Genomic DNA, 25,023 nt, shown 5'->3' with positions numbered 1-25,023 from the left:
CATGTCCTCTCTAAAAGATCAATTTCTTCACTGCAAAAGCTGCAATACCTGTGATGGTCTCTCATTTGCCTGGGCCATCATTGAAATTCCTGCCTGTGAAAGAACCTGCTGAGTTGAATATACTGTCATCTCCTCAGCCATATCTACATCCATAATTCTGGAATAAGCTGCTGTCATGTTCTCTACTGTGATATCAATACTGTTTGAAGTATGCTCCAGTCTGTTCTGATATGATCCAAGTCTGCTTCGGATAGCACTGATGCTTGAAAGAGCTCCCTTAATATCCTCGATAGCCTCCAGCGCACCTACAGGATTGGCCATATCCAGATTGTAGATTCCAAGAGTTGTAAGATTAACCTTTGGAATTCTAATATCCAGTGTCTGTCCCTCATTGGCTCCAACCTGCATTGTCATTGCTCCGCTTGCAGTAAGGTCAACAAATACTGTATCGCTGAGGGCTCTGTCTATCTGAATATCAATCTTTTTACCTGTGCTGTCACTGAGAGTCAGAACATCTTCATTGATTGTGGCAATCATTCCGTTGTTCAAATACGGTGAATAAGAGCCATCCTCATTCAACTTCTCTATCTTGATAGTCTGGTCACTGCCATTCTCAAAGAAGATACCCTTCTTATCCACACCGGTTGTTCCTGTCACATGCATATAAGAAACATCGATGCCTGAAATCTTGTATACTCCAGCTTCTACTACATCCGAGTAATTCACAACCCTCACCGATGCATCAGTCTTGGAACCGGAGAAGGTATCTCCGATCGTAGCATATCCCTTCAGATCAAAAGAACCATCGAGAATACTCTGTCCATTAAACTGAGTAGTACTTGCCATTCTATCAACTTCTTGCTTTAAAAGAGTAACCTCTTCCTGGATAGCCTCTCTGTCCGAATCTGTCAGAGTTCCGTTACTTGCCTGAACAGCAAGCTGGTTCATTCTCTGGAGAATATCCTGTATCTCTGACAGGGAACCGTCCGCAACCTGAACAATAGAGATTGCGTCATTGGAGGTATCACCTGCAACTCCTAATCCTTCAATTTGGGAATTCATTCTTCTCGACATGGCAAGACCTGAAGGATTATCCTTGGCATTAGCGATCTTGAGACCGCTGGATAATCTCTCCAGTGAATCTGATAAAAGAGTATCATTTCTCTGAAGCGCGTTATTGGCGATCATCGCTGACACATTATAATTTACTTTCATTTCTACCTCCTTAGAGAGCCTCTATAAATGCTTTTGCCATAGACAGTAGCGTACTAGTGTCTGTTAATTTCTTTTGATTGCCATCCGTGGCATTTGCATTAGCTGGTCCTACTGAGATAGGCTGTGTCTGCGCATGGTAAAGGATTGCTATGTTTTCCTGACTTACGCCAGATTCCTTTAGTTTCTCAGCCAATTTGACGCACATTTTAGATCTAACGCTTTCCAGATATTCAACTTCCTCTGTATTCTGGTCATAATTTGTGGTGATCATTCCACTTACAACGCCATTCTTTTCTGATAGACTGGCTGTTATCAGACCATATTCATAGGTTTGAACACTGGCTTCCATCCGTGAATCCATGCTTTCGTCGTTCTTAAGAGTAATGTGCATGGAAATCTTTTGCCCGTCTAAGTAGACAGGTACTTCGAAGGAACCCCTCTCTGAGCCCTGGCTCATTACAGATAGTCTTCTTTGCATGAGATTGATTGCCTTTACATCAATATAGGTATCCTTCTCATCCATTAGCAGTTCTTCAAGGCTGTCTGAAATGTTCTGAAGACTTTTTTGGTATATGTCCTCGTACTTTGGCTCACCAAGAGCGTCCACCAGCATATCCTGCTCTTTGGTGGCCATCTCTTTTAACAGCTCTTCTGTCCTACGCCATATACTACCTGTCTTCCGGTCCCTTCTATTTGAGATCATTGCTTCCAGATTATTAAAGTTGGCTTCCAGCTGAAGACTCTTAAGCTCTTCAAACGCATTATCACCAACCTTGACCTGGGCAACTTCTCTTATCTGCCTGACAACTTCCGAAGCATATTCCCTTTCAAGATTCTCATCTACCCCAGCATTTTGCAGATCTTCTGCAAGTTTTGGTAAAAGAGTATTCTCTGTAGGTTTAGCCTTTAGAAGTTTTTCGGGCTCAAGATTCTCATATACTATATCGGCCTTAGCACTGTGATATCTGAAGGCCAAACTGATTTGTTCATCAATTTTTAATTTAGATGATGAACTCGAAGCAGCCTCAACACCACCAAAGTCATCATCAACCACATAATCGATTCCCTTTTTGGATGTATGCCCTGTTCTTGTGGCCATCAAAAGATTTTTTAAAGTCATCTCGGCCCCTGTCTTAAGAACTGAGCCAATGGCTCTGTAATCTTCTGCCTTAAGGGTATGGAACAATCTGTATATTCCAATAAAGGATTCCTTCTCATCTTCGGTAATGCCCTTTTGATGCTCAAGCTTGTATAGGAATTTGGAATATTTCTCATCAGACTTTGAACGGCCTTTTCCTGAACTGTCACCATCCCCCATGAAATTCTTATCCAGGTTCTGGGAAATCTCATCTATTGTCATGGAAAGAGGATTCTTGCCCTCTCTGATAATATCAAGAACCGCACCGGGCTTGAGCCTCTCAAGAGTTGTCTTCAGCATCTGGTCAAAAGCTCTGACCTTCTCAAAATTCTCCTGGTTCATCTCCATGCTGTTGTAGCCAAGAACTCGTACAGCCCTTCTATTCTCTTCAGTGAGCTCCTGTCCAAGATCCTTAAGAATTTCATCAACATTCTGAAATGCCTTTTTAATATTGTCGCCAAGGTCTGCTCTTGGAGCTGTCATAAGTGGCTCGTAGCCTTTCGCCGCCTTCTCATATTGAAGCGTTAAGTCCTTGGACACAGCACTGATCTGAGTCAGAGAGGCGGTTTCTATGGTATCTATCATGGCTCCGGTAACATCAATAGGGCCATTTTGAATAATACTAACCCGGTTTATTGTGGCACTTATAAGTAAAGCCTGATTCTGAGGTGTAACTTCTGTAATCTCATCAACGGCAGAACCTGCAACTTCATCCGAAACCTGACCAAGTATATTCTTTATTCTTTCTATGAACTGCTCCATTGGCGCTGTGTCGATGGAGAAACCACTGTCAAGAAGCTGCCTGTTAGCCTCAGTAGTCATGCGAAGTCTAACTTCTTCCAGCTGCATTCTGGATTCCAAAAGATGGGTATCATTCTTTATATCCAGCGCCTTCACGTAGATACTTCTTGGATCAGAAAGATCAGCCTGAGCCGCCTTTCTTCCATCTGCTATAGCCGCAGCAATTGCCTTAGCTCCAAGCTTCTCTGTTATAGGAAAAGAAATTTCTTTTATCGTATGAACTCTCTTAAGCGTCTCTGTTGTCAGAGGAATGCCCTGCTGTATTGTCCATCGGGCTTCTTCTCTGACATTACTGTCTTCCTTATCAAGCCCCGCCTCTTCAATTATCTTATCGATCTGGCCATCTAGCTGCTCCCAATCGTAGCTTTCAGCCTTCTGAGCATAGTAGCCCCCTGCATCCTGCGCATAAAAGCCTCTTCCGGAAACGTTCTGTCCATTGGTACTATGAGAAGCAAAATAAACATTCTCAATGGATGGGCGCATGTTATTAAGAACAAGATATTTAACCGCAGCATCATCAAGCCCCTGAATATCAGAGACTTCGCTAAATGCAACGCCTGCTGCCTTGCTATTTTCATAAGTTACTGGGATGTCGTTTTCATGAAAGCTCTGTTGAAGCTCATTTGCAAAAGACATACTGCCTGTAATCCTGGCGAGTTTATCAAGACTGATGTCATCATTAAAGCCAACAATTTCTTGTCCGGACTCCAGAAGAACACTCTTGATCTTATCAAGGATAGTTACAGTTTCTGCAGTATCTGTATTTTTAATATCAAATCCTTCCTCAAGGGCTTTGGCATAGTCTTCCCCTGACATGGTATTTGATAAAAGAGCCATATAGTTATGCTGTGTCAAAACGTCCGTGTTGTTAGCCATATCGCTTACATCTGCAGCGCTTTTGGCCTGACAGGAATATGCATCATTACTGAAAATGCTTGCATCAAGCTGTATACTTACAGGATCTGTAATACTAGAGCTTGACTTCCCAGTCTTGAAAGAAAAAGTCTCCTTAGGATCCATCTTAAGGGTATCTAGGCTTTCATCCTTCCTCTGACCGGTAATTGCCTGAAAAGTAATATTCATCTTTTACCTCACAAAAATAATGGTGATGAAAGAATATACTTCCTTCATCACCATTTATTTCGGCTTAGTTTCAAAATTCTTTAATTCTTTGTTTTCTTCTGCTGGAAGAGGAATACCTCTGCTCCGTATGGTGGCAGATCAAATTCAATACTGTAATCCTTGTAATCACAAAGTCCCTTAACAGCCTTGATCTTGTCAGGAACTCCGCTTCCCATTCCTCCGTAGCACTCAAGAGCACTATCAAGAAGTTTGGTGTAAGTTCCTTCAAAAGGAACACCTACCTTGAAGCCCTTTCTCTCCATAGGTGTCATGTTAAGGACAAACAAAATGTTATCCTTACCGTTAATTGCTCTTCTATAGAAGCTGTAAATGCTGCGTTCCTTGTCATCGGCGTTTATCCATTCAAAGCCGCCCCAGTCATTATCTACTTCATAAAGAGCAGGATATTTTCTGTAAAGTTCTAGGAGTTTACCCACATAGTCCTTCATGCCTCTGTTGAGATCATTTTCCAGAAGGAACCAGTCAAGCTCTCTCTTCTCACTCCACTCGCGCTCCTGTCCAAAGTCCTGACCCATGAACAACAGCTTTTTACCGGAGTGACCGAACATATAAGTATAGCCAACACGCAGATTAGCGTATTTATCAACCTGATATCCTGGCATCTTCTCAACCATAGAACACTTAAGATGCACAACCTCATCGTGGGAAAGAGGCAGGATATAATTCTCTGAATCATTGTAGCTCATTGCAAAGGTCATCATGTAATGAGCACCCTGTCTAAAGTATGGATCAAGCTTCATATATTCACAGAAGTCATGCATCCATCCCATATTCCACTTGAATGCAAATCCAAGACCATCCTCTTCAGGAGCAGCTGTAACCTTAGGCCATGCAGTAGACTCCTCAGCAATTGTAAGTACGTTAGGATATGTTCCTCTTACAACACTATTGAAGTGCTTGAAGAACTCAATTGCATCCAGGTTCTTGTTATCGCCATATTTATTTGGAACCCACTGTCCATCTTTTTTGCCATAGTCGAGATAAAGCATTGAAGCAACAGCATCTACTCTAAGGCCATCAATATGGAACTTGCGGATCCAATAAAGTGCATTTGCAATGAGGAAGTTCTTAACTTCAGGCTTAGCCAGGTTAAAGATCTTGGTTCCCCAATCAGGATGCTCTCCTTTACGTGGGTCCGGATCTTCATAGATACATGTTCCGTCAAAGCAGGCAAGACCAAATTCATCAGGACAGAAGTGCGCAGGAACCCAGTCAAGAATAACACCAATGCCATGCTTGTGGAGCTTATTGACAAGATACATGAAATCTGTAGGCTCACCATACCTTGCAGTAGGTGCATAATAACCAGTTACCTGATATCCCCAGGATCCGTCAAAAGGATGCTCCGCAATACCGATAAGCTCGATATGTGTATATTTCATTTCCTTGAGATATTCAACAATTCTATCTGCGAACTGTCTGTAGGTATAAAACCCGTCCTCAGTTCCGTCGGGATGCTTCATCCAGGAACCAATCTGGCATTCATAGATGGCTATTGGCTGGCGATTCATATCCTTGCCTTTAAGTCCCTCATACCACTTTGAATCTGACCACTTAAATCCTGAAAGATCAGTTGTTCTTGACGCATTTCCCGGGCGAAGCTCAGCAAAGTTAGCATATGGATCAGCTTTATAAAGCTTTCTGCCATCCTGAGTAGTAATAAGATATTTGTAAAGCTCACCAATTCCTACTCCGGGAATGAAGATTGTCCAAATGTTGCCTGTCTTGGTGCGCTGCATCTGATGGGCATTCTCGTCCCATCCATTGAAATCACCTACAACATGAACATCAGCTGCATTTGGAGCCCACACTGCAAAAAAGAAGCCTTTTTTGCCCTTCTCTTCAGATGGGTGAGCACCTAATTTATCATAAATATCGTAATGAGTTCCCTGCCCAAATAAGTATTCGTCGTCCTCAGATATAAAAACCTTTTGACTCATACATAACCCCCTCATGTTATATGTTACTTATTCTTAATGCATAAAGTCTTTTTCTCTTAAGATAACCATATCGTTCTCGTCGTATCTCTTGTTGACAATGACATCAACAAAATGCGAAAGTGAACGCTTCTCAGCATAATAAATCGCATCATCGACGATATCCTTGACCTCTGCAACCGTAACTTCATGGTCAAGAGTCTGTCTTTCTGAAATTCTAGTGTGAAGAGCAAGAATTCCAAGGTTATCTATTGCATATTCCTTTTCATATGCGTACTGTCTCGCATATGCTACAAGAGAATCATCATCAAGAGCTTCAATATCCACCCTTACGTTAAAGCTCTGCTTGAGAGATGGATTCTTATCAAGGAATCTATCCATGTCCTCCTTGGTATCTTCCATTACAAGGATAAGTCCCTTGTTTTCTTCCTGAAGAATACGAAGAAGCTCATTAACTGTCTCCTGAGTAAGATCAGCGGCTCTCTGAATGATAAGTGCGCCGTTTGCAAGCTTATCAAAAATGCTGCTTGTGCTCTTTTTGTTGAGAGTGTTAGCTGTAATCTTGGCAACCTTACCACTAAAGTTGGAATCGGATGCCTGAACTGCCTTGATAAGTCCCTTGGCAAGATTAACTGTGCCTGCCCCCTCTTCACCGGTTACAATTGCATTTCCGGTAAATGCATCCATACTCAGATTATCAATAGCGTTGATGATCTGTCTTCTTGATTTCTTATGATGGATATATGGTCCAAAGAGCTCTTTTTCCTCAGGTGTCATTGTTCTGACACGCTCTTCGATTTCTCTGTTTCCAAGGTGCTTCTTGCCGGTCTCAGGCGCTGGCTTTTTGCTTTCCTTTTTCTGAGGCTGTGGCTTTTCCTCGGCCTGTGCTTTGGTTTCAGACTCTTCTTCATCCTCTGAATCCTCATCCTCCGGATCAGCTTCCTCTGAATCAGGAGCTACTGTTGGCTGCTCCTTAGCTTCTTCTGAAGGCTCTTCTACAGGCTCCTCTTCTTGATCTTCGGACTCCGGTTCTGCTTCTCTGCTGGCTGCAAGCTCCTGCTCTACAGTTTCCGTGTCGGCATCAACTTCCTCTGGAAGCTCCTCTGGAATCTTATCAAGCTCTGCAGAATCTGAAACTTCTATCTCTTTTGCCTCAGCTTCATCCATTACTTCATCAACTGCGGCATTAATTACATCTTCTTTATTGACTGACCAGTCACCTCTTCCGGAGGCTTTGTCATACTGTTCTTTCTTAAGGGCTTCGGAAATAGCTTTTTCTATCTTTTCCTGAAGACCTTCCTTGGCCTGCTCGTCATAGTCGGCAAACATATTTCCGGTTTCGTCTGCAACTCTCTTTTTAACTGCAGCGAACTGTTTCTCTTTCTGATCCTGCTTGAATTTCTCCCAGTTTCCAAGGTACTCTTCAATACTGATCTGACCTGTGATCTGTTTCTCGACCTCAGGCTCCGGCTGAACTGCCATACTGATCTGGCCATCTGATTCCTGAGCCAGAATATTCTCAAAATGAGTAGGCATCTGATAGCTTGCATTCGGATGAATTACAGCTCCCGGCACCTCGTCCTCAAGGGGCTTTTCCTCATAAACAGGTGCTGCAGGAATTTCCTGCGCCTCATCCGGAACCTCAATATCACCTGTATCAAGGTCAGAAGCTATCTCCTGATATTCCTTGGCCTCTCCAAGAATAGGTCCGTTTCCGCCATACTTGATGTCAATGCCCATCTGTGGTGCAGTTGGGATATCAACTGTCTGTGTATCAAAAAAGATTTCCTGCATCTCACCTGTTGGCTGCTTAGGCTCTTCAACATCACTTTCAGATGCATATATCTCTTTTAACCCTTCTGCCAATGTTTCCTGCAGGTTCATAGTGTTATAGTCACTTACATCTACAGAGGGTTCCTTAATCTCGTTAATATGAGGATATGTGATTTCATCCTTAGGCATAGCTGGCTCATAAATCACTGTATCCTGAGGTGGTTCCTGGGCTGTCTGGTCTACCATTCCTGTCAAAGGCTCTCCGTAAACCACAGTGTCTTGAACAGGCTCCTGTACCGCGTTTCTGGACATGGTATATTCCTTGATATCCTCGTCGGTTACAGGTGGCATTTCCTTGGTAGGCTGCTTGCTCTCCTGTACATATGCTACTGAAGGAGCAGGATTATTTACAGTCTCTGCATTAACAGCCACATTAGATGCAGGGATATTGGCATTCTCTGTGATGATGCCATTTTTACTCTTATACCTGTTGTATCTGTCCTGCTGCTCCGGAGAAAGAGGCTCATGAAGTGCCTTAAGTTCAAGGGCTTTCATAACATACTTGCCCTCACCGAACCAAAGGAACATTTCGTCGCACTCTTCTACGCACTCAGTAGTAAGACCTACCCTGTGATAAAGGTAAGCCAACTCATATGCCCATCTTTCCCTATAATCATGTTTTTTGAATTCTTCAAGGACAGCAATACGCTCTTCAAGGCTTACTTCCTGTGCCTCGTAGAGCTTGTACTGTAAGATATATCGGCCTGTATCTCTAGGCGCGATTCTGACAAATTCTTTGTAATATTCAACCGCCTGAACAAATTCGCCCATCTTAATGGCAAGCTCGCACAGAGAATAAACGATCGGTCTTCCTGTAGGATGCTTGTCATAAGCCATCAGAAGGACATCTCTACTCTCTTCAAAACGACGATTGATCTTATATAAGTCACTGATAGTACAGAGCATTGATACGCTCTTGACGCGCTTCCAGTCTATAGTATCAGCAATTTTCACTGCTTCGGCATATCTGCCTTCCCCGATCAGAGCCTTAATCTCATCCGCCCTGATTTTATACTCCACTTTATCCAAAACTTTTTTCCTCTTTGGTACCCAAATTACATACAAAATTAGTTTATCATAGCGCTACTTCTTTGTAAAATATCAGAAAGCCTCGCAAACTGCTCTAAACTAAGAATTTCGCCCCTGGCTTTTTCGTCAATCCCCATTTCAACTAAAGCATCAGTGACCTGCTGTCTTGAAACCCTGAGAGCAGGGTTATTTGACAGTGAATTGGAAAGTGTTTTTCTTCTCTGGTTAAAAGAGGTCCTGATCACTTCAAACATGTACTTCTCATCCTGAACTTTAACTGCAGGTTCGCTGTACCTTGTGAGCTTTACAACAGCTGAGCCTACTCCCGGCTGCGGGATAAAGCTGCTTGGCGGAACATCCATAACCTCTTCTGCGGAAGCATAAAATCCAACTGCCAGTGAAAGAGATCCATAGTCCTTGTTCCCGGGTCCCATGGCCATTCTATCTGCAACCTCTTTTTGAACCATTACAGTTATGCTCTCTATCGGAGCACCGCTTTCAAAAAGCTTCATGATAATAGGAGTTGTAATGTAATATGGCAGATTGGCAACAACCTTAATCGGCTTGCCACCATTATATTTCCTTACAATCTCATCTATATCTACTTTAAGGACATCTTCATTGATAACCGTAACGTTATCATATTCAGATAAAGTATCAGCAAGAACAGGTATCAGGGTCTTGTCAATTTCTACTGCCACAACCTTGCCCGCTGCCTCTGCCAGATACTGGGTAAGACTTCCGATTCCCGGTCCAATTTCCAAAACACAGTCCTTATCTGTAACTCCGGCTGCGCTCACGATTCCATCAAGGACACCGCTATCTATCAAAAAGTTCTGTCCGAATTTCTTTTTGGCACTCATGCCATATTTTGCAAGAACTTCTTTTGTTCTGGCCGCATTTCCTAAGTACGCCATATTACCTCCAATATTTAGTCAGCTAATCCTATACATACGTTTAGCATTTTCCGTTGTGATTCTTATTACTTCTTCCTCACTAATGCCCTTGATCTGCGCCATCTTGGTTACAACATAGGGCAAATAGGTTGAGTTGTTTCTTTTACCTCTGTAGGGTTCGGGAGCCAGGTAGGGACAATCCGTCTCAAGAAGAATTCTGTCCATAGGAGTATTTTCGACAACCTCTACCATCTTCCTGCCGTTTTTAAAGGTCAGCACACCGCCAATACCAATATAAAAACCCATATCTACACACTGTTTAGCCACTTCCTTGGAGTAGGAAAAACAGTGAACAACTCCGCCAATATCCTCAGCATGCTCGTCATGCATTATCTGAAGCGTATCTGCCGCAGCTTCCCTGGAATGGATAATAACAGGAAGCTTAACTTTCCTTGCTATTTGCAGCTGTCGAACAAACCATTTCTTTTGCACCTCAGGTGTCGGATCCGGCCAATGGTAATCAAGACCTATCTCTCCGATAGCCACGCACTTCTCATCCCTGCTCCATTCATATAAAGCCTTAATGTTTTCCTCATTTAATTCTTCCGTATCACTTGGATGTACTCCAACAGCCGCATAAAAGAAATCATATTTATGAGCAAGATCCATGGACCTTTGTGACCCCGCAAGATTTGCTCCTATATTGGTAACATTTCCTATTCCAGCCTCCTTAAAAGAGGCAATTAACTCTTCTCTGTCTATATCAAATTGCTCATCATCATAATGAGCATGAGTATCAAAAATCATTTTTCTATTCCTTTTTTAAAAAATCCATATCATCATTCTAATTTACCACAAAATTTTCGTCCTGAAAACCGCATAAATACTGCATTCTTAAAAAAACTTAAAAAAATTTAAAAAAAGTGCTTGCATTAATATAATTTACGTAGTAAGATATCACTTGTCGTTAAGACATGGCAACGCCAAGTTGAATACGAAATGCACCGCTAGCTCAGTTGGTAGAGCACCTGACTCTTAATCAGGTTGTCCAGGGTTCGAGACCCTGGCGGTGCACGCCGAGTACTGTTTTCGTGGGTATATCCCATGGGGATGGTACTTTTCTTTTGCGCGTAAAAGTGAACCATGCGAATAATAATAAAAGGTATCAGTGGGAGCTTGCTCACAAACTGATACCTTTTTATTATTATTCATACGGCGAACGCCGCGACAACGAGGAACTTTGTTCCGAGTCTGTCGGCATGGTTCACTTTAAAATCAATTCCGATCCATGATCTTTCAACCACTTTCGTTTTTCTTTATAATCTGGAATTACCTCCTCAACAAGTGCCCAGAATCTCGGCGAATGATTCATCTCTTTTCTATGACAAAGTTCATGAACAACCACATAATCTATTATTTCATCCGGAGCATTCATCAGAAGGCAGTTAAAATTCAAATTTCCCTGCCCCGAACAACTTCCCCACCTACTCTTTTGCATCCTTATAGTGATACGTCCGTAAGTCACTCCGATCTGCTGCGCATACTTCCTGACTTTTGATGGAATAGTCCTTTTGGCCCTTGTTATCAGAAGCTTTATATCCTGCTCGTTTAGCGGCTTTTTCTCATCCCCCTGGATATTAGCATTTTCTTTCTCTTTTCTGCGTTTTTCCATTTTCCTAAGATGCGCATCTATCCAGTCGGCTTTTTCCCCAATAAACCTGTTTATTTCCTTTTCAGGCATATGCATCGGTGCTCTTACTATTACTCTGCAGTCAGCAGATACTTCTATGCATAATGTCCTTCTGTTACTTCTTATCAGCTCTATATTCAAATAAATACCCCTTTATACACTTAAGGGAGAGCATCCTTCGATACTCTCCCATTTCTAATCGCCAATTTAGTTTTCAGGCACTGCCTTCTCGGGATGCTCCAGCATTTCCTGCATTGTATGCCAGCCAAGTACTGCACATTTAACTCTTGCAGGCATATGAGCTACATCCTGAAGAGCTGCAGCTTCGTCAAGAGCCTCAATGCTCTCCTCATCGGTAATCTCTCCCTTGATCATACCCATAAAGGTTTCGGCAAGCTTAATTGCCTCGTCCTTCTTTTTGCCGATAATCTGGTCTACCATCATATCTACAGATGCCTGTGAAATTGCGCATCCGCTGCCGTCATATGAAGCTTCTGAAATTGCTTCTCCTTCAAGCTTCAAATAAAGAGTAATATCATCACCACAGCTTGGATTTACTCCTCTAAGTACAAGATCCGCGTTCTCCATCTTGCCCTTGTGAACCGGATGAAGATTGTGTTCATTAACTATTTCGCGATATAACTGCTTAAGCTCCATATCCCATAACCTCTCTTACCTTGGATAGCTTCTTCAGGAATGTCTTAACTTCCTCTTCTGTATTGTAAAAATACACACTGACCCTTGCGGTAGATCCTGCCCCAATAAACTGCATAAGTGGCTGAGCACAATGATGTCCTGCTCTAATGCATACATGATCATCATTGAGGACAGATGCCATATCATGAGGATGTACACCCTCCATGGTGAAAGTCACAATTCCGCAGTGCTTCCTATAATCCTTGGAACCAAACACCTTGATATAAGGAAGTTTCTCCAAGCCTTCCATAAGAAGCTTTGTAAGCTTTTGTTCCTGCTCTTCTATTGTATCAAATCCTACGTTTTTAAGATACTTAATTGCTGCCGCAAGACCTACTGCATCTCCTGCATTAACTGTTCCAGCTTCAAATTTGTGAGGGATCTCAGCATAGGTTGCATCAGTTCTTGTAACATACTCTATCATTTCGCCGCCGGTTAAAAATGGCTGCATTTTTTCCAGAAGTTCATATCTGCCGTAAAGAGCTCCAATGCCCATAGGTGCCAGCATCTTGTGACCGGAAAGTGCAAAGAAATCTGCTCCGATAGCCTGTACATCAACAGGCATATGGGGTGTTGACTGAGCTCCGTCAACAACAACAATGGCTCCCTTGTAATGTGCATAAGCCGCAATCTCTTTTACCGGATTGGTTATGCCCATAACATTGGAAACATGTCCTACAGCTACAATTTTGGTCTTATCTGTAATCTTGGATTCATATTCCTCTTTACTGATTACGCCCTCTTCATCAGGCTCCAGGAATACAAGCTTCGCTCCATTTTTCCTGGCTACCATCTGCCATGGAAGAAGATTACTGTGATGCTCCATGACTGTTACGACAATCTCATCGCCTTCATGAACATTTTCCATTCCATAGCTATATGCCACAAGATTAAGAGATTCTGTGGTGTTTCTTGTAAAGATGATTTCTTCGCTTCTTGAAGCACCTATAAAGTCTGCGACTTCTTTTCTGGCATTCTCATAAGCATCTGTTGCCGCAACACTCCAGTCATAAAGACCTCTAAGAGGATTAGCATTGGCAGTCTTATAAAACTCAGTAACTGCATCAAGGACCTGTCTTGGTCTCTGAGATGTAGCTGCATTATCAAAATATACGTAATCGCCGGAATTCAAGATATCAAAGTCCTTGCGAAAATCCTCGAGTTTACTCATAATGTCTCCAATCTACATAGCAGAACTGCGCTCTATCTGCGCAGTTCGTAAGATTATCCTTAGATAATATTCTGGATATAATACTGAACCCTCTGCATAAGCTCAGGGTCAGGAATAATTCTTGCCACACTATCAAGTCTTGCCTTGATCATGATACGTTTTGCTTCTTCCTCATCAATTCCTCTGGACTGCATATAGAAAAGAAGGTCCTCGCCAAGCTGACCGATTGTTGCGCCATGTCTTCCGTCTACATCCTCTTCCTGGCAAAGGATAATAGGCATAGAACGGTTGATAACGTCTTCACTTAAAAGAAGCGCATCCTCCTGTTCATCTCCTGCAGATCCTGAACTTCCATTCTTGAAGTCAATTGTGAATCTAAGGGTTTTCTGGGCCTTATCCATAAGAACACCCTTGAACTGCATGAGAGCATTAGTCTTCTTGCCTCTGTGATCAGTTACGAAGTTTATATCAAGCTTATCTTCGCCACGGCACAGGTATCCTGTATCGCTGGTAAAATCAGCTTCTTTCTCAGCCAAATTGATATAACTGCCATTCCAAACCTTCTGTGCGCCAAGCTCAAGAGAAACAAGCCTTATTGCGCCCTTTTCAAAACATGCACCGCCAAGATCATCAAAATGAAGATATCTACTTCCAAGAAGCTGTGTCTTAACAACAGTTACTTTTGCGCCTTCTTCAGCAAGAATTCTTGTACTAACTCCGAGAAATCCTGCTGCCTCTTTATCAGCTCCTGAATCATAATCCATGATTATTGTAACTTCAGAATTCTTTTTGGCATGTATAACCTGAGAAGCTAAAACCCCCTTACCATCCTTCATATCAAAGCGGATGACAACAGGTTTCTCAACCTTGGCATTTTCTTCTACAGTATAAACTTCACTCTTTGCTCCTGCTGAAATAAAGAGCTTATCAGCATCTATGCCCATACCGGTTCTAACAGCCTGCTCAGAATCCCTTGCAGATGTATCACCATTAGGGTCTCCGGGAACACCGGTTGTAACAAGAATTCTATCCTTGTTAGCTCTAAAAACTTCGCCGGCTTCGTCAAAAGAGATACCTCTCTTAACAGATACTCCCTGTGGAAGTTCTGCTGCCGCCGGACTTTCTACTGTATCAATACTTATATCTGAAAGCTCAATATTGCTGTCATTAACCTTGAGGAAATTGTAGGTATAAACCGGCAGTACATTGACCTTCATATTCAAATCTGTATTCATGTTCTGCTACCTCCCGATCAATGTCCGCCCATTTCGAGCTTGATGAGATTATTCATCTCTACCGCATACTCAAGCGGAAGCTCTTTGGATACAGGATTAGCAAAGCCGCTTACGATCATGGCCTTTGCATCCTCTTCGCTGATACCACGTGACATCAGGTAGAATACTGCTTCATCGCTGATTCTTCCAATCTTGGCCTCATGTCCTACATCCGCATCACTGGTTCTAATATCCATGGCAGGAACAGTATCTGCTCTGGAAATACTGTCGAGCATAAGAGAATCACAAGAAACTGAAGCCTTAGCCTTTTTGGCAGTCTTCTGAATAGTTACGCTACTTCTGTATGTACCGATTCCTCCGTCCTTGGAAATGGACTTGGTGGAAATGTGAGAAGATGTTCTCTCTCCAACATGAACTACCTTGGCTCCGGTATCAAGGTTCTGTCCCTTACCGGCGAAAGTAATTCCTGTAAACTCCATCTTGGAACCTTCGCCCTTGAGAATAGTCATTGGATACAGGTATGAAGTATGTGATCCAAAAGATCCTGATACCCACTCCATTACGCCATTTTCCTCAACTACAGCTCTCTTGGTATTGAGGTTGTACATATTCTTGGACCAGTTCTCAATTGTTGAATAGCGAAGATGTGCATTCTTGCCAACAAATAGTTCTACGCAACCTGCGTGAAGATTGGCAACGTTATATTTAGGTGCAGAACAACCCTCTATGAAGTGAAGATCTGCTCCTTCATCTACAATAATAAGTGTGTGCTCAAACTGTCCGGCTCCGGCTGCATTAAGTCTGAAATATGACTGAAGCGGAATCTCAACCTTTACTCCCTTAGGAACATATACGAAAGATCCACCTGACCATACAGCACCGTGAAGAGCAGCAAATTTATGATCTGTAGGAGGAACAAGCTTCATAAAGTGTTCCTTGATCATATCCGCATATTCACCATGAAGTGCGCTCTCAAGGTCAGTGTAGATAACACCCTGGGCTGCTACTTCATCTTTTACATTGTGATAAACAAGTTCTGAATCATACTGGGCACCAACTCCTGCAAGAGATTCCCTCTCCGCCTGAGGAATACCAAGCTTTTCGAAGGTGTTCTTGATATCCTCAGGAACATCCTCCCACTTGCCCTTCATATCTGACTTGTGTCTTACATAAGAAGAAATCCTATCCATATCAAGGCCTTCAATACTAGGTCCCCAGTTTGGCATCTTGATCTCTTCATATAATTTAAGGCATTTAAGCCTAAAGTCTCGCATCCATTCAGGGTCATTTTTTTCCTCGGAAACCTTAAGAACTGTCTCCTCGGTCAAACCCTCTGCCATACGATAAAAGTCTTTTTCTGACTCTACATCTTTAAAATCATATAAACTGCGGTCGATATCGGCCACAACCTGCTTATTATCGCTCATATTCACCCTCTAATATCAGACAAATCTCTCGAAACCATTTGCGTTGATCTCATCAACAAGTGATCCATCGCCGGTATGAACGATGTTACCCTTTACAAGAACGTGAGTGTAATCAACGTGAAGAGATTCAAGAATCTTGGTGCTGTGAGTAATGATAAGAAGAGCGCCATCCTTCTTTTTCTGGTACTCTTCGATCCCCTTGGAAACAGTACGAACAGCGTCAACGTCAAGACCTGAGTCTGTCTCATCAAGGATTGCAAACTTAGGATTAAGCATAAGGAGCTGAAGAATCTCAGCCTTCTTTTTCTCACCGCCTGAGAAACCTACGTTAAGATCTCTGTCTGCATAAGACTCATCCATTGAAAGAATCTCCATTGCAGCCTTAAGTGACTTCTGGAAGGCAAGAAGCTTAACAGGTGCACCTGTCTGTGCATGATATGCATTTCTTATGAAACTGCTAAGTGAAATACCCGGAACTTCATATGGATTCTGGAAAGAAAGGAACATTCCGGCCTTAGCTCTCTTATCTGATGAAGCAGTTGTAATATCCTGACCAGCAAAAAGAATATTACCCTCTGTTACGTTATAGTGAGGATTTCCCATAAGTGTGAAGCCAAGAGTTGACTTACCGGCACCGTTTGGTCCCATGAGTACATGAGTCTCTCCCGGTTTGATATCCAAATTAATGTTATGAAGTATAGGCAGTTCATTATCTATAGATACTGATAAATCCTTGACCTGTAATAAAGACTGTTCTGACATAAAAAGCTTCCTTTCATATATGCAAAAGCATTTCCTACCAACTTAGTAGGATTTATATTAACACCAGTAAAACACTATGTCAAATGACAAACACAGATAGTTTATCACAAAAACCCTTGACATACTATATAAAAATAGGTAGTATATATTCTTGTCAGCACCATGCGGGTGTAGTTCAATGGTAGAACACCAGCCTTCCAAGCTGGATACGTGGGTTCGATTCCCATCACCCGCTTTACAGAGTACTTGCATTAGCGGTACTCATTTTTTTATCGCTTTTTCTAAATGCAAATGATTTGCATTTGCATTTAATTATTTCTCACCACAGGAGGCTACAGAATGGGACTAATAATAGACGTAGTTATTGACGCTCTGATTGATTCACTTAAGATACTTCCCTTCCTATTTATTACTTATTTAATAATGGAGTATCTTGAACATAAAACTGCAGAGTTTACTTCAGGCATTGTAGAGAAAACTGAACATCTTGGACCTCTTTGGGGCGGACTTATCGGTGTATTTCCTCAGTGTGGATTTTCTGCCGCTGCATCCAACCTCTATGCCGGCAGAGTAATTACTCTTGGTACACTTATTGCAATTTATCTGTCAACATCAGACGAGATGGTACCTCTTTTTATTTCCGAACAGGTTCCTATTATGACTATGATACAGATTCTTGCAATCAAGGCTCTTATCGGAATCATTGCCGGTTTTGTAATCGACTTTGTAGTTCATGCTTACCACAAAGCCCATAGCAGATCCGCAAATGATCCGGTCCGTATAGAAGCTCTTTGCGAAAAGGAACATTGCCACTGCGACGATGAGGAAGACGCAGGTTTCCTTGGAATAGTTAAGTCAGCTCTTGTTCACACTGTGCATATATTCCTTTTTGTACTTGTGTTATCCCTGTTTCTTAATCTGGCCATTGAGCTTATCGGATCTGAGAATCTCGCAAGACTCCTTAAGACAAGCCCTGTAATAAGCCATATTCTTGCAGGAATTATCGGACTTATTCCTAACTGTGCAGCTTCTGTAATCATCACGGAGCTTTATCTTGATCAGATGATCACTTTAGGAACCATGATGTCAGGACTTCTTGTTGGCGCCGGCATTGGATTACTGGTGCTCTTTAGAGTAAATGATGATAAAAAAGAGAACATAAACATAACTCTTTTACTTTTCTTAGTCGGTACAGTAGTCGGACTTCTTATTGATTTAATGGGAATAACTATTTAATCTTAAAAATGGAGAATAACTATGAGTTGTAAGATACACCCGGAATCCTACGATGAAATTATAGAACGCAACTGGCCGGAGGGCGTCAAGAAGACCAAGCAGAGAATTGACATATTCAAAGTACTTTATTCATCTCAGGAACCTATCTCTGCTGCAGAAATATACACTCTTCTCAACAAAGAGCATCCTTCTGAAATGTATGCCTTTTCTACTATATATAGAAACCTTATTGCATTTGAAAAAGCGGGTATCATTGCCAAGACAAACCTTTCCACGGAAGAAAATGCTGTCTATGAACTAAAGACAGGAAAACACAAACACTACGCGGTTTGCCTTAAATGTCACAAAAAGATTCCGCTTGGAACCTGCCCTCTCCACGAGATAAGTCATGAGATTGAGCATTCAGTTCCAGGCTTTGAGATCACCGGACACAACCTTGAGGTTTACGGATACTGTAAGGACTGTGCACAAAACGCATAATACAGAATGAAAAAAGAGCCATTACATCGAATATGATGTAATGGCTCTTATCGTTATGTACTGACTAAAGCAATTGATTATTAACTAGTTATATTACCTGGTGTAAAAAATCTAATTGAATTAGTTGTTTGAAGCCTCTGATGTAGCTTCTGAAGCAGCCTCAACTGCCTCCTCTACTGATGAAGCCTCAGCAGAAGCATCCTCAGCAGCCTCTTCTACAGATGAAGCATCTGAAGCAGCCTCAACAGCCTCTTCTACAGATGAAGCGTCTGAAGCAGCCTCAACAGCCTCTTCTACAACCTCTACAGATGCCTCAACAGAAGCCTCTACAGATGTCTCCTCAACTGCTGTCTCTACTGTAGCCTCTCCGCAACCAGCAAGTACTGCTGCAGAAAGTGTTAATGCTGAAAGTAATGTTACGATATTCTTCTTCATAATATATAATCTCCTCTTCTTACCTATACTTTGCAATTCTATTGCAAGCCAATTGCTTCAGTACGAAATAAGATTATATACTCGAAAAAAAATAATGTCACGAATGAACTTGTGCATAATATCTTAAGATTTCCTTAAGATTTTGTTCATTTTTAACAAAAAACGTAAAATAAATCAAGTTTTAGAAGTATCCGCCAAAAGTTACTACGCCTGAATCCGTCTCCTTATCATATTCAAAGGATAAAGAAACGCCCTTCTCCGTGAAGCCTCGCAGATCCTCACATGGAACGTTGTAAGTATTTCCCGCAGTATCGGTTACTACAAACTCCCACTGTGAACTATCAGTATATATCTCAAGCTTAACACCCATAAGTGTGTAGCCCGCTGTAAGCGCATCTTCTCCAGCTATTAAATCATCAGAATATGTATCCGCTGATAAGTCATGAAGAACAATACTTGAAAGATCAGCACCCATTTTATTGATGATATAAGCATCAATCTGAACATTCTTGGCCTGCTCCTTTTTTACCGCTGTCTCTTCCTGATAGGTTCCTGACAGCTTGGCCTGGACAGTGCCGTAACTCTCTGACAGCTCTGCAATCTTGGGAAGAACTTCGTTGATCTTCTTGTCACTCATATTTGTAAAATCGATTGCTTCTATTTCTGCAACCTGGACACCAAGTGCATCGAGCTCTGATCTCATTGATGTATCTGCAATATCAAGATAGGTTTCCTCTGCAGTATCTCTCGCAGCAAGTAGCGAAGACCTGGCGCTTTCAGCCTCACTTAGCTTTTCCTCAGAAGGCTTACAACCTGCTAAGAGAACTATCATAAGAAGCGTAGTTAATAGAACTGATCTTTTCTTTTTCATCTAAATCTCCATTTCTGTGTAAAGTCCGATAGTCCTATTATACCTCTTAGCCTGCTGATGCCAATATGCAATTCTCATAGTAGTAGTCCATAATAAGCCCTACAACGTGAGCGTAACTAACTTTTCCCGAGGAAACTCCGTTCACCTTAAGATTAGTATCAATAAAGGCATCTGCTGCCTTTTTTACCGTCTCAGTCTTGATTACAGCTTTTTTCTCAACTTCCTGCCAACCTTCCTGGGACAGAAACTGATTATCATATTTAACTCTGTCCGATATCTTCACGTGAGACTTATATTCTTTTTCACTGACAGCCTTATAAAAATCATTGTTGACGTAATTGAGAACTCCCAGATAGCCACTGTACTGGAAAACAATATCATCTGAACTTATGCAGGCCAAAAATCCAAAGAAATTTGCCTCGTCTTCATAAATATATCCATGGGTATGGGCAAGTTCATGGCACATGGTAAAAGGCTTATTCATAAGATTCATGGTGTCATTGTAATTAGCTTCCATAGAAAATGGGAAATAGTACCCCTGCATGTACTGCTGGCACATGAAATCAGAAAAATAAAGAGCTTTGGGAGTTACATAATAACCACCAAGCCTTGGATAATCCCCTGATATATTCTGCATTGCGGCAATTGCTGTCCCCGCCATGTCCCCCTCAAACTTCACATTCCCGTTCTCGTCATGGGGCACCTTGGTGGATAACTCATTGCATTTGCGAACGATATAGTCACGAAGCTGGGCCAGTTCCTCCAGATTGTATTGCTCGCTTTCCTTGTCAGGAACCACCTCAAGCTTAGAGCAGTGATACAGTACAAAGCAGTTAAGACTCATTACAACCATTGTGATTGCCAAAAGAACCGGTGTGACCCTGTATAACCCATCTGACATAGCATCGCAGAACTTTGCCATGGATGTATATCTTTTACCGTGAGATTTCTTCAGCTTTCCATACAGCATAAGAATTGTATGGAAAACAACAAAAAGTACAACCACCGTAAGATAAATCACCACAGCAACAAGCATTTTCTCCCCTACGGAAAAATGAACAAGGCTGGTGATCCTTCCATATATACTTGTGATCTTAGGAAAAATATTAGTTACGTAGAAGTCAGAAAAAGCCGCACTCTTCCATGCAGCCAGATTAAAGATAACGCATAGCGCCATTGTTATTATAATGGGTAAAGAAAAAGCACTTCCCCTTTTCTTCATTGCAATCCCCCCTGATAAATCAAGTTAATGCATATTTTACTCTCCAAATATGTACTGCAAATGTCCAAAAACACTAAATCTGTTCATAGTTTATACATAATTACATAAGTAGCAATCACAGCCTTCTTTTGATAAAATTAAAGAGTAACTAAAGATAGCAGGAAATGGACGGTTAATATGAAACTTCTTATTGCAGACGATGAAACAGAACTGGTCAACGCGCTTGTTGCCATTCTTAAACATAGTAATTACACGGTAGATGCTGTCTATAACGGCACCGATGCCCTTGACTATGCCCTTGCAGGCGACTACGACGGTATTATTCTCGATATCATGATGCCAGGAATGGACGGCACAGAGGTTCTCAAAAAGATCCGTGAAAAAGGTCTTTCAACCCCTGTTCTATTTCTTACCGCCAAAACAGAGGTGGAAGACAGGATAAAAGGTCTGGACCTAGGCGCAGACGATTACCTTCCCAAGCCCTTTGATATGGGCGAACTTCTGGCAAGAGTCCGTGCTATGCTCAGAAGAAAAGCGGACTTTTCACAGCCTAATCTAACCTGCGGTAATCTAACTTTGGACAGATCAGGTTATGAACTCTCAACTCCGGATCACGACAAAATCCGCCTGTCAGGCCGCGAATTCCAGATGATGGAAATGCTGATGACATCTCCGGGCAGGATTATCTCTGTCGATTCTTTTATGGACCGCATCTGGGCCGACGGAGAAGCAGATGTAAACGTAGTCTGGGTATATGTATCCAATCTCAGGAAAAAACTGACATCCCTTGGCGCAACCTGTGAAATAAAAGCTTCAAGAGGCCTTGGCTATTCAATAAACGAGACCTGATTCTTTCTTCTCTCTAAACAAATGCGAGGATAAAAATGGTCAAAAAACTCAGAAAAAAATTCGTAATAACCGCCATGTTATCTCTTTTGCTGATACTGGCTGTAATGATCGGAATAATCAATGTCGTCAATCTTCATAGTATGTATCAGGATGCTGATAACCTGTTATCCATTCTGACCACCAACGACGGACAATTTCCCGGTATGAGGGAACAGGCTTTCAAAAAAGATTTCGAGGAAGATTTCATCCCACCCAATGAGCGCTTTGGTCCGGATTCACCCTTTGATTTCAACAGATTAAACAACATCCGATCTGCGGAAATGCCCTACCAGTCGAGATACTTTGTTGTAAGATTCGATGCACAGGGCAATGTCACAGAGACAGATGTGTCTCACATTGCAGCAGTTTCCGAAGATTCCGCCAAGGACTATGCGGCCAAGGTATACTCCTCCTCCAAAATCAAAGGGATGTACCACTCCTACCGCTATAAAAAAGCCTCAAAAGATGACGGATCCTCTTTTATCGTATTCATTGACCTAAGTTCCTCTATATTCAACGCATTTAAACTGTTAACTCAGTCACTACTAATTGGAGCATTGGCACTTATTGCAATGTTCATCCTGGTATTCATTTTCTCAAGTCAGGCTGTGGCTCCTGTTGTGGAATCCCTTGAAAAGCAAAAGAGATTCATCACAGACGCTGGTCACGAGCTAAAAACTCCCCTTGCTGTCATCTCAGCAAACGTGGATGTTTTGGAACTTGAATCCGGTAAAAATGAATGGACAAGCAGTATCCGCAATCAGACCAAGAGGATGAACAGTCTGGTAAAAAATCTTTTGACCCTGTCCAGAATGGATGAAGAGAGAATAAATGTCGTTTTCTCAGACTTTAACCTAAGCCAGACCATCGCAGAAACCGCAAGTTCTTTCCAAGCTGTAGCCGAATCCAAAGGAAAGAACTACCAGGTTGATATCACAGATGGAATACACATTACCGGTGATAAGAACTCCATGAATCAATTGGCATCTTTGCTACTTGATAATGCTATTAAGTATTCCTCAGAAAAGGGCAGCATTCACGTGATCTTGTCAAAAGATAAAAATATAGTCCTGGAGGTTTCAAATACCTACGACTGTATTCCGGATGGAAATCTGGACAGATTATTTGACAGATTCTATAGGGCAGATTCTTCCAGAAGCCGTGACACCGGAGGCTATGGAATAGGTCTTTCCGTTGCCCGTGCAATAGCCGTTTCCCATGGCGGAAACATAGAAGCAGTACGGGACGGAGATAAGATTATCAGGTTTATAGTTAAGCTCCCGAAACAGCTTCCCAAAAATAAAACTCAGAAATAAAACAAAAACCGTTATCAGACAACAATTCGGATCTGATAACGGTTTTTTCTACATCCTTGTGAAGCTTAAATTACAGTTCCTCGCTCTTAACCATAACCGGTCTTGAACAGCTGATCTCAAGGTTTCCATTTCTCTGTCTCATCTCATCGATCATAGCCTTTGTGCTGGCCTTCTGTCTGAGAACAACCTTATAGGTAAGCTTATAAATGCTACCCATGCCTGAAGTCTTAACTTCTTCAAGCTCGGCTTTTGCTGTATATCTTTCAAATATGTCATCAAAGATACCTTCAAAATCAAGGCTCTCCGGAACTGCTATCTTAAGAGTTTTCTCCTCTGCGAGGCTGTCTCCAAATCCACAATTGGACAGAATAAGATTTGCCAGTGTGATTATTACTGCGAACATTGCAGCGATTCCGATATATCCCATACCTGTTGCAAGACCAACTGCCATTGCAAGGAAAATGCTTGTGATCTCTTTTCCAGTTCCAGGTGCACTACGGAATCTTACAAGAGAGAATGCTCCGGCAACGGCAACACCTGCGCCAATATTACCATTTACAAGCATGATAACCACCTGTACTATTGCCGGCAAAAGAGCTAACGTCACAATATAGCTCTTAGAATAGTTATTCTTGATCGTGTACATAAACGCAATGAATATTCCGATTGCAAGAGAGCAAAGTGTGGCTATCAGGAATGTTGCCCCTGTAATTGTGCCACTTGCCATTATGCTTCCAAAAATCATATCTGTTGTCATAGTATTATCTCCTTTTCCTCAAAAACATTGTTCTTAAACTGCTCTTCGAAATGTGGCAATTTGGGATTGTTCCTTTCTTGCCTTCTCTATATTCTGACTCAATAAGTCCTGATATCCTCTTCCATACTTAGAAAAAGATGTTTGCCTGATGTTAAGTTCGTCCAGAATTCTTGCCATCTCCACCGACATGGCTCCTGCTATTTTCAGTTCCATAAGATGCTGGCCCGGAAGTAAAATCTCAGTTCCTGTGTTTCCTTCCTTTAAGGAGAGCTTTTCTGTTCTCCATCTGATGTTAGTATCAAAAGTGATCCTAAGCTCCGGATCATAGATCCCTGCCATTGCTATCCTGTCATAGGATATGGCCATTGCCGGTCTTATACCTTTGTAGTACCCAAGGAAATAATCTATCTCATTTGAAATCTGACTTGTCTTTTCAGGTCTTTTTCCTTCAACAAGGTACTCCATTGCTTCTTTGTACGGCATTGATATTCTTCTCTTGTAGACAACACCTTTATACTTTTTCTTAATCTCTATAAAAGCATTGGTGTCATCTTCTGCAACGCCGTAGGTCCTCAGTCTCAGTTTTTCTTTATACACGGGTTTTTCCAATGACCTCTCGATCAGCTTATAATCGGGAGTATCAAAATATATGTTTAAGATGGATGTTTTTCCGTAGCTGTCGACGGCTGCCATATTTTCCAGCCTCTTCATAAGCTCTTTGTACTGCATATCATCCAACAGAAATTTCGTTTCTATTCTTTCAAAAACATCTTTAAATCCTGCCATTTCTTTATTCCTTCCGTTCAGAGCAAAAACTGTTTTTTTGTTTTCTGTTGAAGTCATTC

General features: G+C 41.8%; 21 protein-coding genes and 2 tRNA genes. 6 read left to right on the top strand and 17 right to left on the bottom strand.

What is annotated here, in order from left to right:
• Nucleotides 1-27: 27 nt before the first annotated feature.
• From G613_RS0104210 to G613_RS0104185, 6 genes are all read right to left on the bottom strand, one after another.
• Nucleotides 28-1,215 carry a flagellin N-terminal helical domain-containing protein gene (locus G613_RS0104210; protein WP_029231470.1) on the bottom strand — a complete coding sequence of 396 codons (1,188 nt, stop codon included), beginning with the start codon at nucleotides 1,213-1,215 and terminating at the stop codon, nucleotides 28-30.
• Nucleotides 1,216-1,225: 10 nt separating this feature from the next.
• Entirely contained in the window at nucleotides 1,226-4,237 is a 3,012-nt protein-coding gene (locus G613_RS0104205; protein ID WP_029231469.1) for a DUF6240 domain-containing protein, read from the bottom strand.
• A gap of 80 nt (nucleotides 4,238-4,317) precedes the next feature.
• The gene (gene glgB, locus G613_RS0104200) at nucleotides 4,318-6,237 is read right to left on the bottom strand and encodes a 1,4-alpha-glucan branching protein GlgB (RefSeq protein WP_029231468.1); all 1,920 of its coding nucleotides are present in this window, start codon (nucleotides 6,235-6,237) and stop codon (nucleotides 4,318-4,320) included.
• A 33-nt stretch (nucleotides 6,238-6,270) separates the two neighbouring features.
• On the bottom strand, nucleotides 6,271-9,096 hold the full coding sequence (locus tag G613_RS0104195) for a tetratricopeptide repeat protein (RefSeq protein WP_029231467.1): 2,826 nt from the start codon (nucleotides 9,094-9,096) through the stop codon (nucleotides 6,271-6,273).
• 38 nt (nucleotides 9,097-9,134) lie between these two features.
• Nucleotides 9,135-10,013 carry a 16S rRNA (adenine(1518)-N(6)/adenine(1519)-N(6))-dimethyltransferase RsmA gene (rsmA, locus tag G613_RS0104190; protein ID WP_029231466.1) on the bottom strand — a complete coding sequence of 293 codons (879 nt, stop codon included), beginning with the start codon at nucleotides 10,011-10,013 and terminating at the stop codon, nucleotides 9,135-9,137.
• A gap of 18 nt (nucleotides 10,014-10,031) precedes the next feature.
• Entirely contained in the window at nucleotides 10,032-10,799 is a 768-nt protein-coding gene (locus G613_RS0104185; RefSeq protein ID WP_029231465.1) for a TatD family hydrolase, read from the bottom strand.
• A 194-nt stretch (nucleotides 10,800-10,993) separates the two neighbouring features.
• Between G613_RS0104185 and G613_RS0104180 the strand changes: the two genes are divergently transcribed.
• Nucleotides 10,994-11,066: transfer RNA gene (locus tag G613_RS0104180), tRNA-Lys, on the top strand.
• A gap of 190 nt (nucleotides 11,067-11,256) precedes the next feature.
• On the opposite strand, the gene G613_RS0104175 is transcribed toward G613_RS0104180, so the two are convergent.
• The 6 genes from G613_RS0104175 to sufC form a co-directional block, all read right to left on the bottom strand.
• Complete coding sequence (locus G613_RS0104175) at nucleotides 11,257-11,823, bottom strand: M48 family metallopeptidase (protein ID WP_029231464.1); 567 nt, start codon at nucleotides 11,821-11,823, stop codon at nucleotides 11,257-11,259.
• Nucleotides 11,824-11,889: 66 nt separating this feature from the next.
• Nucleotides 11,890-12,339: a Fe-S cluster assembly sulfur transfer protein SufU gene (gene sufU, locus G613_RS0104170; protein WP_029231463.1), complete on the bottom strand. Its 450-nt coding sequence runs from the start codon at nucleotides 12,337-12,339 to the stop codon at nucleotides 11,890-11,892.
• The gene (locus G613_RS0104165) at nucleotides 12,329-13,549 is read right to left on the bottom strand and encodes an aminotransferase class V-fold PLP-dependent enzyme (RefSeq protein WP_029231462.1); all 1,221 of its coding nucleotides are present in this window, start codon (nucleotides 13,547-13,549) and stop codon (nucleotides 12,329-12,331) included. The genes sufU and G613_RS0104165 overlap by 11 nt, the downstream gene beginning before the upstream one ends.
• Before the next feature lie 59 nt (nucleotides 13,550-13,608).
• Nucleotides 13,609-14,784 (bottom strand): SufB/SufD family protein, encoded by a 1,176-nt coding sequence (locus tag G613_RS0104160; protein WP_029231461.1) that lies wholly within the window; start codon nucleotides 14,782-14,784, stop codon nucleotides 13,609-13,611.
• Between the two features lie 17 nt (nucleotides 14,785-14,801).
• Nucleotides 14,802-16,211 (bottom strand): Fe-S cluster assembly protein SufB, encoded by a 1,410-nt coding sequence (sufB, locus tag G613_RS0104155; RefSeq protein ID WP_029231460.1) that lies wholly within the window; start codon nucleotides 16,209-16,211, stop codon nucleotides 14,802-14,804.
• 15 nt (nucleotides 16,212-16,226) lie between these two features.
• Nucleotides 16,227-16,973, bottom strand: a complete 747-nt coding sequence (gene sufC / locus G613_RS0104150; protein ID WP_029231459.1) for a Fe-S cluster assembly ATPase SufC — start codon at nucleotides 16,971-16,973, stop codon at nucleotides 16,227-16,229.
• A 164-nt stretch (nucleotides 16,974-17,137) separates the two neighbouring features.
• On the opposite strand from sufC, the gene G613_RS0104145 reads away from it, so the two are divergent.
• The 3 genes from G613_RS0104145 to G613_RS0104135 all read left to right on the top strand — a co-directional run bounded on the left by G613_RS0104145 (nucleotide 17,138) and on the right by G613_RS0104135 (nucleotide 18,689).
• Nucleotides 17,138-17,208: transfer RNA gene (locus G613_RS0104145), tRNA-Gly, on the top strand.
• 104 nt (nucleotides 17,209-17,312) lie between these two features.
• Nucleotides 17,313-18,209 carry a putative manganese transporter gene (locus G613_RS0104140; RefSeq protein WP_029674511.1) on the top strand — a complete coding sequence of 299 codons (897 nt, stop codon included), beginning with the start codon at nucleotides 17,313-17,315 and terminating at the stop codon, nucleotides 18,207-18,209.
• Nucleotides 18,210-18,230: 21 nt separating this feature from the next.
• Entirely contained in the window at nucleotides 18,231-18,689 is a 459-nt protein-coding gene (locus tag G613_RS0104135) for a Fur family transcriptional regulator (RefSeq protein ID WP_029231457.1), read from the top strand.
• A gap of 120 nt (nucleotides 18,690-18,809) precedes the next feature.
• Here G613_RS0104135 and G613_RS0104130 read toward each other — a convergent pair whose 3' ends face one another.
• From G613_RS0104130 to G613_RS0104120, 3 genes are all read right to left on the bottom strand, one after another.
• Nucleotides 18,810-19,124: a hypothetical protein gene (locus G613_RS0104130; protein WP_029231456.1), complete on the bottom strand. Its 315-nt coding sequence runs from the start codon at nucleotides 19,122-19,124 to the stop codon at nucleotides 18,810-18,812.
• A gap of 181 nt (nucleotides 19,125-19,305) precedes the next feature.
• Nucleotides 19,306-19,995, bottom strand: coding sequence for a hypothetical protein (locus tag G613_RS0104125; protein WP_029231455.1), 690 nt, complete (start codon nucleotides 19,993-19,995; stop codon nucleotides 19,306-19,308).
• Nucleotides 19,996-20,041: 46 nt separating this feature from the next.
• Entirely contained in the window at nucleotides 20,042-21,217 is a 1,176-nt protein-coding gene (locus G613_RS0104120) for a DUF3810 domain-containing protein (protein WP_029231454.1), read from the bottom strand.
• Between the two features lie 177 nt (nucleotides 21,218-21,394).
• On the opposite strand from G613_RS0104120, the gene G613_RS0104115 reads away from it, so the two are divergent.
• Nucleotides 21,395-22,066, top strand: a complete 672-nt coding sequence (locus G613_RS0104115) for a response regulator transcription factor (protein WP_029231453.1) — start codon at nucleotides 21,395-21,397, stop codon at nucleotides 22,064-22,066.
• A 35-nt stretch (nucleotides 22,067-22,101) separates the two neighbouring features.
• On the top strand, nucleotides 22,102-23,421 hold the full coding sequence (locus G613_RS0104110; protein ID WP_029231452.1) for a sensor histidine kinase: 1,320 nt from the start codon (nucleotides 22,102-22,104) through the stop codon (nucleotides 23,419-23,421).
• A 70-nt stretch (nucleotides 23,422-23,491) separates the two neighbouring features.
• Here G613_RS0104110 and G613_RS0104105 read toward each other — a convergent pair whose 3' ends face one another.
• Both G613_RS0104105 and G613_RS0104100 read right to left on the bottom strand, forming a co-directional pair.
• Nucleotides 23,492-24,178 (bottom strand): DUF4956 domain-containing protein, encoded by a 687-nt coding sequence (locus tag G613_RS0104105; RefSeq protein ID WP_029231451.1) that lies wholly within the window; start codon nucleotides 24,176-24,178, stop codon nucleotides 23,492-23,494.
• A gap of 33 nt (nucleotides 24,179-24,211) precedes the next feature.
• On the bottom strand, nucleotides 24,212-25,021 hold the full coding sequence (locus G613_RS0104100) for a polyphosphate polymerase domain-containing protein (RefSeq protein WP_330361441.1): 810 nt from the start codon (nucleotides 25,019-25,021) through the stop codon (nucleotides 24,212-24,214).
• Nucleotides 25,022-25,023: the final 2 nt, after the last annotated feature.

This window comes from Butyrivibrio sp. VCB2006, from assembly GCF_000420945.1.
In the GTDB taxonomy this organism is placed as follows: domain Bacteria; phylum Bacillota; class Clostridia; order Lachnospirales; family Lachnospiraceae; genus Butyrivibrio.
The sequence above is the reverse complement of the archived record's forward strand: the minus strand, read 5'-3'. Positions and strand labels throughout refer to the sequence as shown.

Coding starts and splice junctions, on each gene's coding strand:
- rsmA (WP_029231466.1), bottom strand. CDS start 10,013: ATGGCGTACTTAGGAAATGCGGCCAGAACAAAAGAAGTTCTTGCAAAA.
- G613_RS0104110 (WP_029231452.1), top strand. CDS start 22,102: ATGGTCAAAAAACTCAGAAAAAAATTCGTAATAACCGCCATGTTATCT.
- G613_RS0104160 (WP_029231461.1), bottom strand. CDS start 14,784: ATGAATACAGATTTGAATATGAAGGTCAATGTACTGCCGGTTTATACC.
- G613_RS0104125 (WP_029231455.1), bottom strand. CDS start 19,995: ATGAAAAAGAAAAGATCAGTTCTATTAACTACGCTTCTTATGATAGTT.
- G613_RS0104100 (WP_330361441.1), bottom strand. CDS start 25,021: ATGACTTCAACAGAAAACAAAAAAACAGTTTTTGCTCTGAACGGAAGG.
- G613_RS0104210 (WP_029231470.1), bottom strand. CDS start 1,215: ATGAAAGTAAATTATAATGTGTCAGCGATGATCGCCAATAACGCGCTT.
- sufC (WP_029231459.1), bottom strand. CDS start 16,973: ATGTCAGAACAGTCTTTATTACAGGTCAAGGATTTATCAGTATCTATA.
- sufB (WP_029231460.1), bottom strand. CDS start 16,211: ATGAGCGATAATAAGCAGGTTGTGGCCGATATCGACCGCAGTTTATAT.
- G613_RS0104185 (WP_029231465.1), bottom strand. CDS start 10,799: ATGATTTTTGATACTCATGCTCATTATGATGATGAGCAATTTGATATA.
- G613_RS0104140 (WP_029674511.1), top strand. CDS start 17,313: ATGGGACTAATAATAGACGTAGTTATTGACGCTCTGATTGATTCACTT.
- G613_RS0104115 (WP_029231453.1), top strand. CDS start 21,395: ATGAAACTTCTTATTGCAGACGATGAAACAGAACTGGTCAACGCGCTT.
- G613_RS0104165 (WP_029231462.1), bottom strand. CDS start 13,549: ATGAGTAAACTCGAGGATTTTCGCAAGGACTTTGATATCTTGAATTCC.
- sufU (WP_029231463.1), bottom strand. CDS start 12,339: ATGGAGCTTAAGCAGTTATATCGCGAAATAGTTAATGAACACAATCTT.
- glgB (WP_029231468.1), bottom strand. CDS start 6,237: ATGAGTCAAAAGGTTTTTATATCTGAGGACGACGAATACTTATTTGGG.
- G613_RS0104130 (WP_029231456.1), bottom strand. CDS start 19,124: ATGAAGAAGAATATCGTAACATTACTTTCAGCATTAACACTTTCTGCA.
- G613_RS0104135 (WP_029231457.1), top strand. CDS start 18,231: ATGAGTTGTAAGATACACCCGGAATCCTACGATGAAATTATAGAACGC.
- G613_RS0104105 (WP_029231451.1), bottom strand. CDS start 24,178: ATGACAACAGATATGATTTTTGGAAGCATAATGGCAAGTGGCACAATT.
- G613_RS0104205 (WP_029231469.1), bottom strand. CDS start 4,237: ATGAATATTACTTTTCAGGCAATTACCGGTCAGAGGAAGGATGAAAGC.
- G613_RS0104120 (WP_029231454.1), bottom strand. CDS start 21,217: ATGAAGAAAAGGGGAAGTGCTTTTTCTTTACCCATTATAATAACAATG.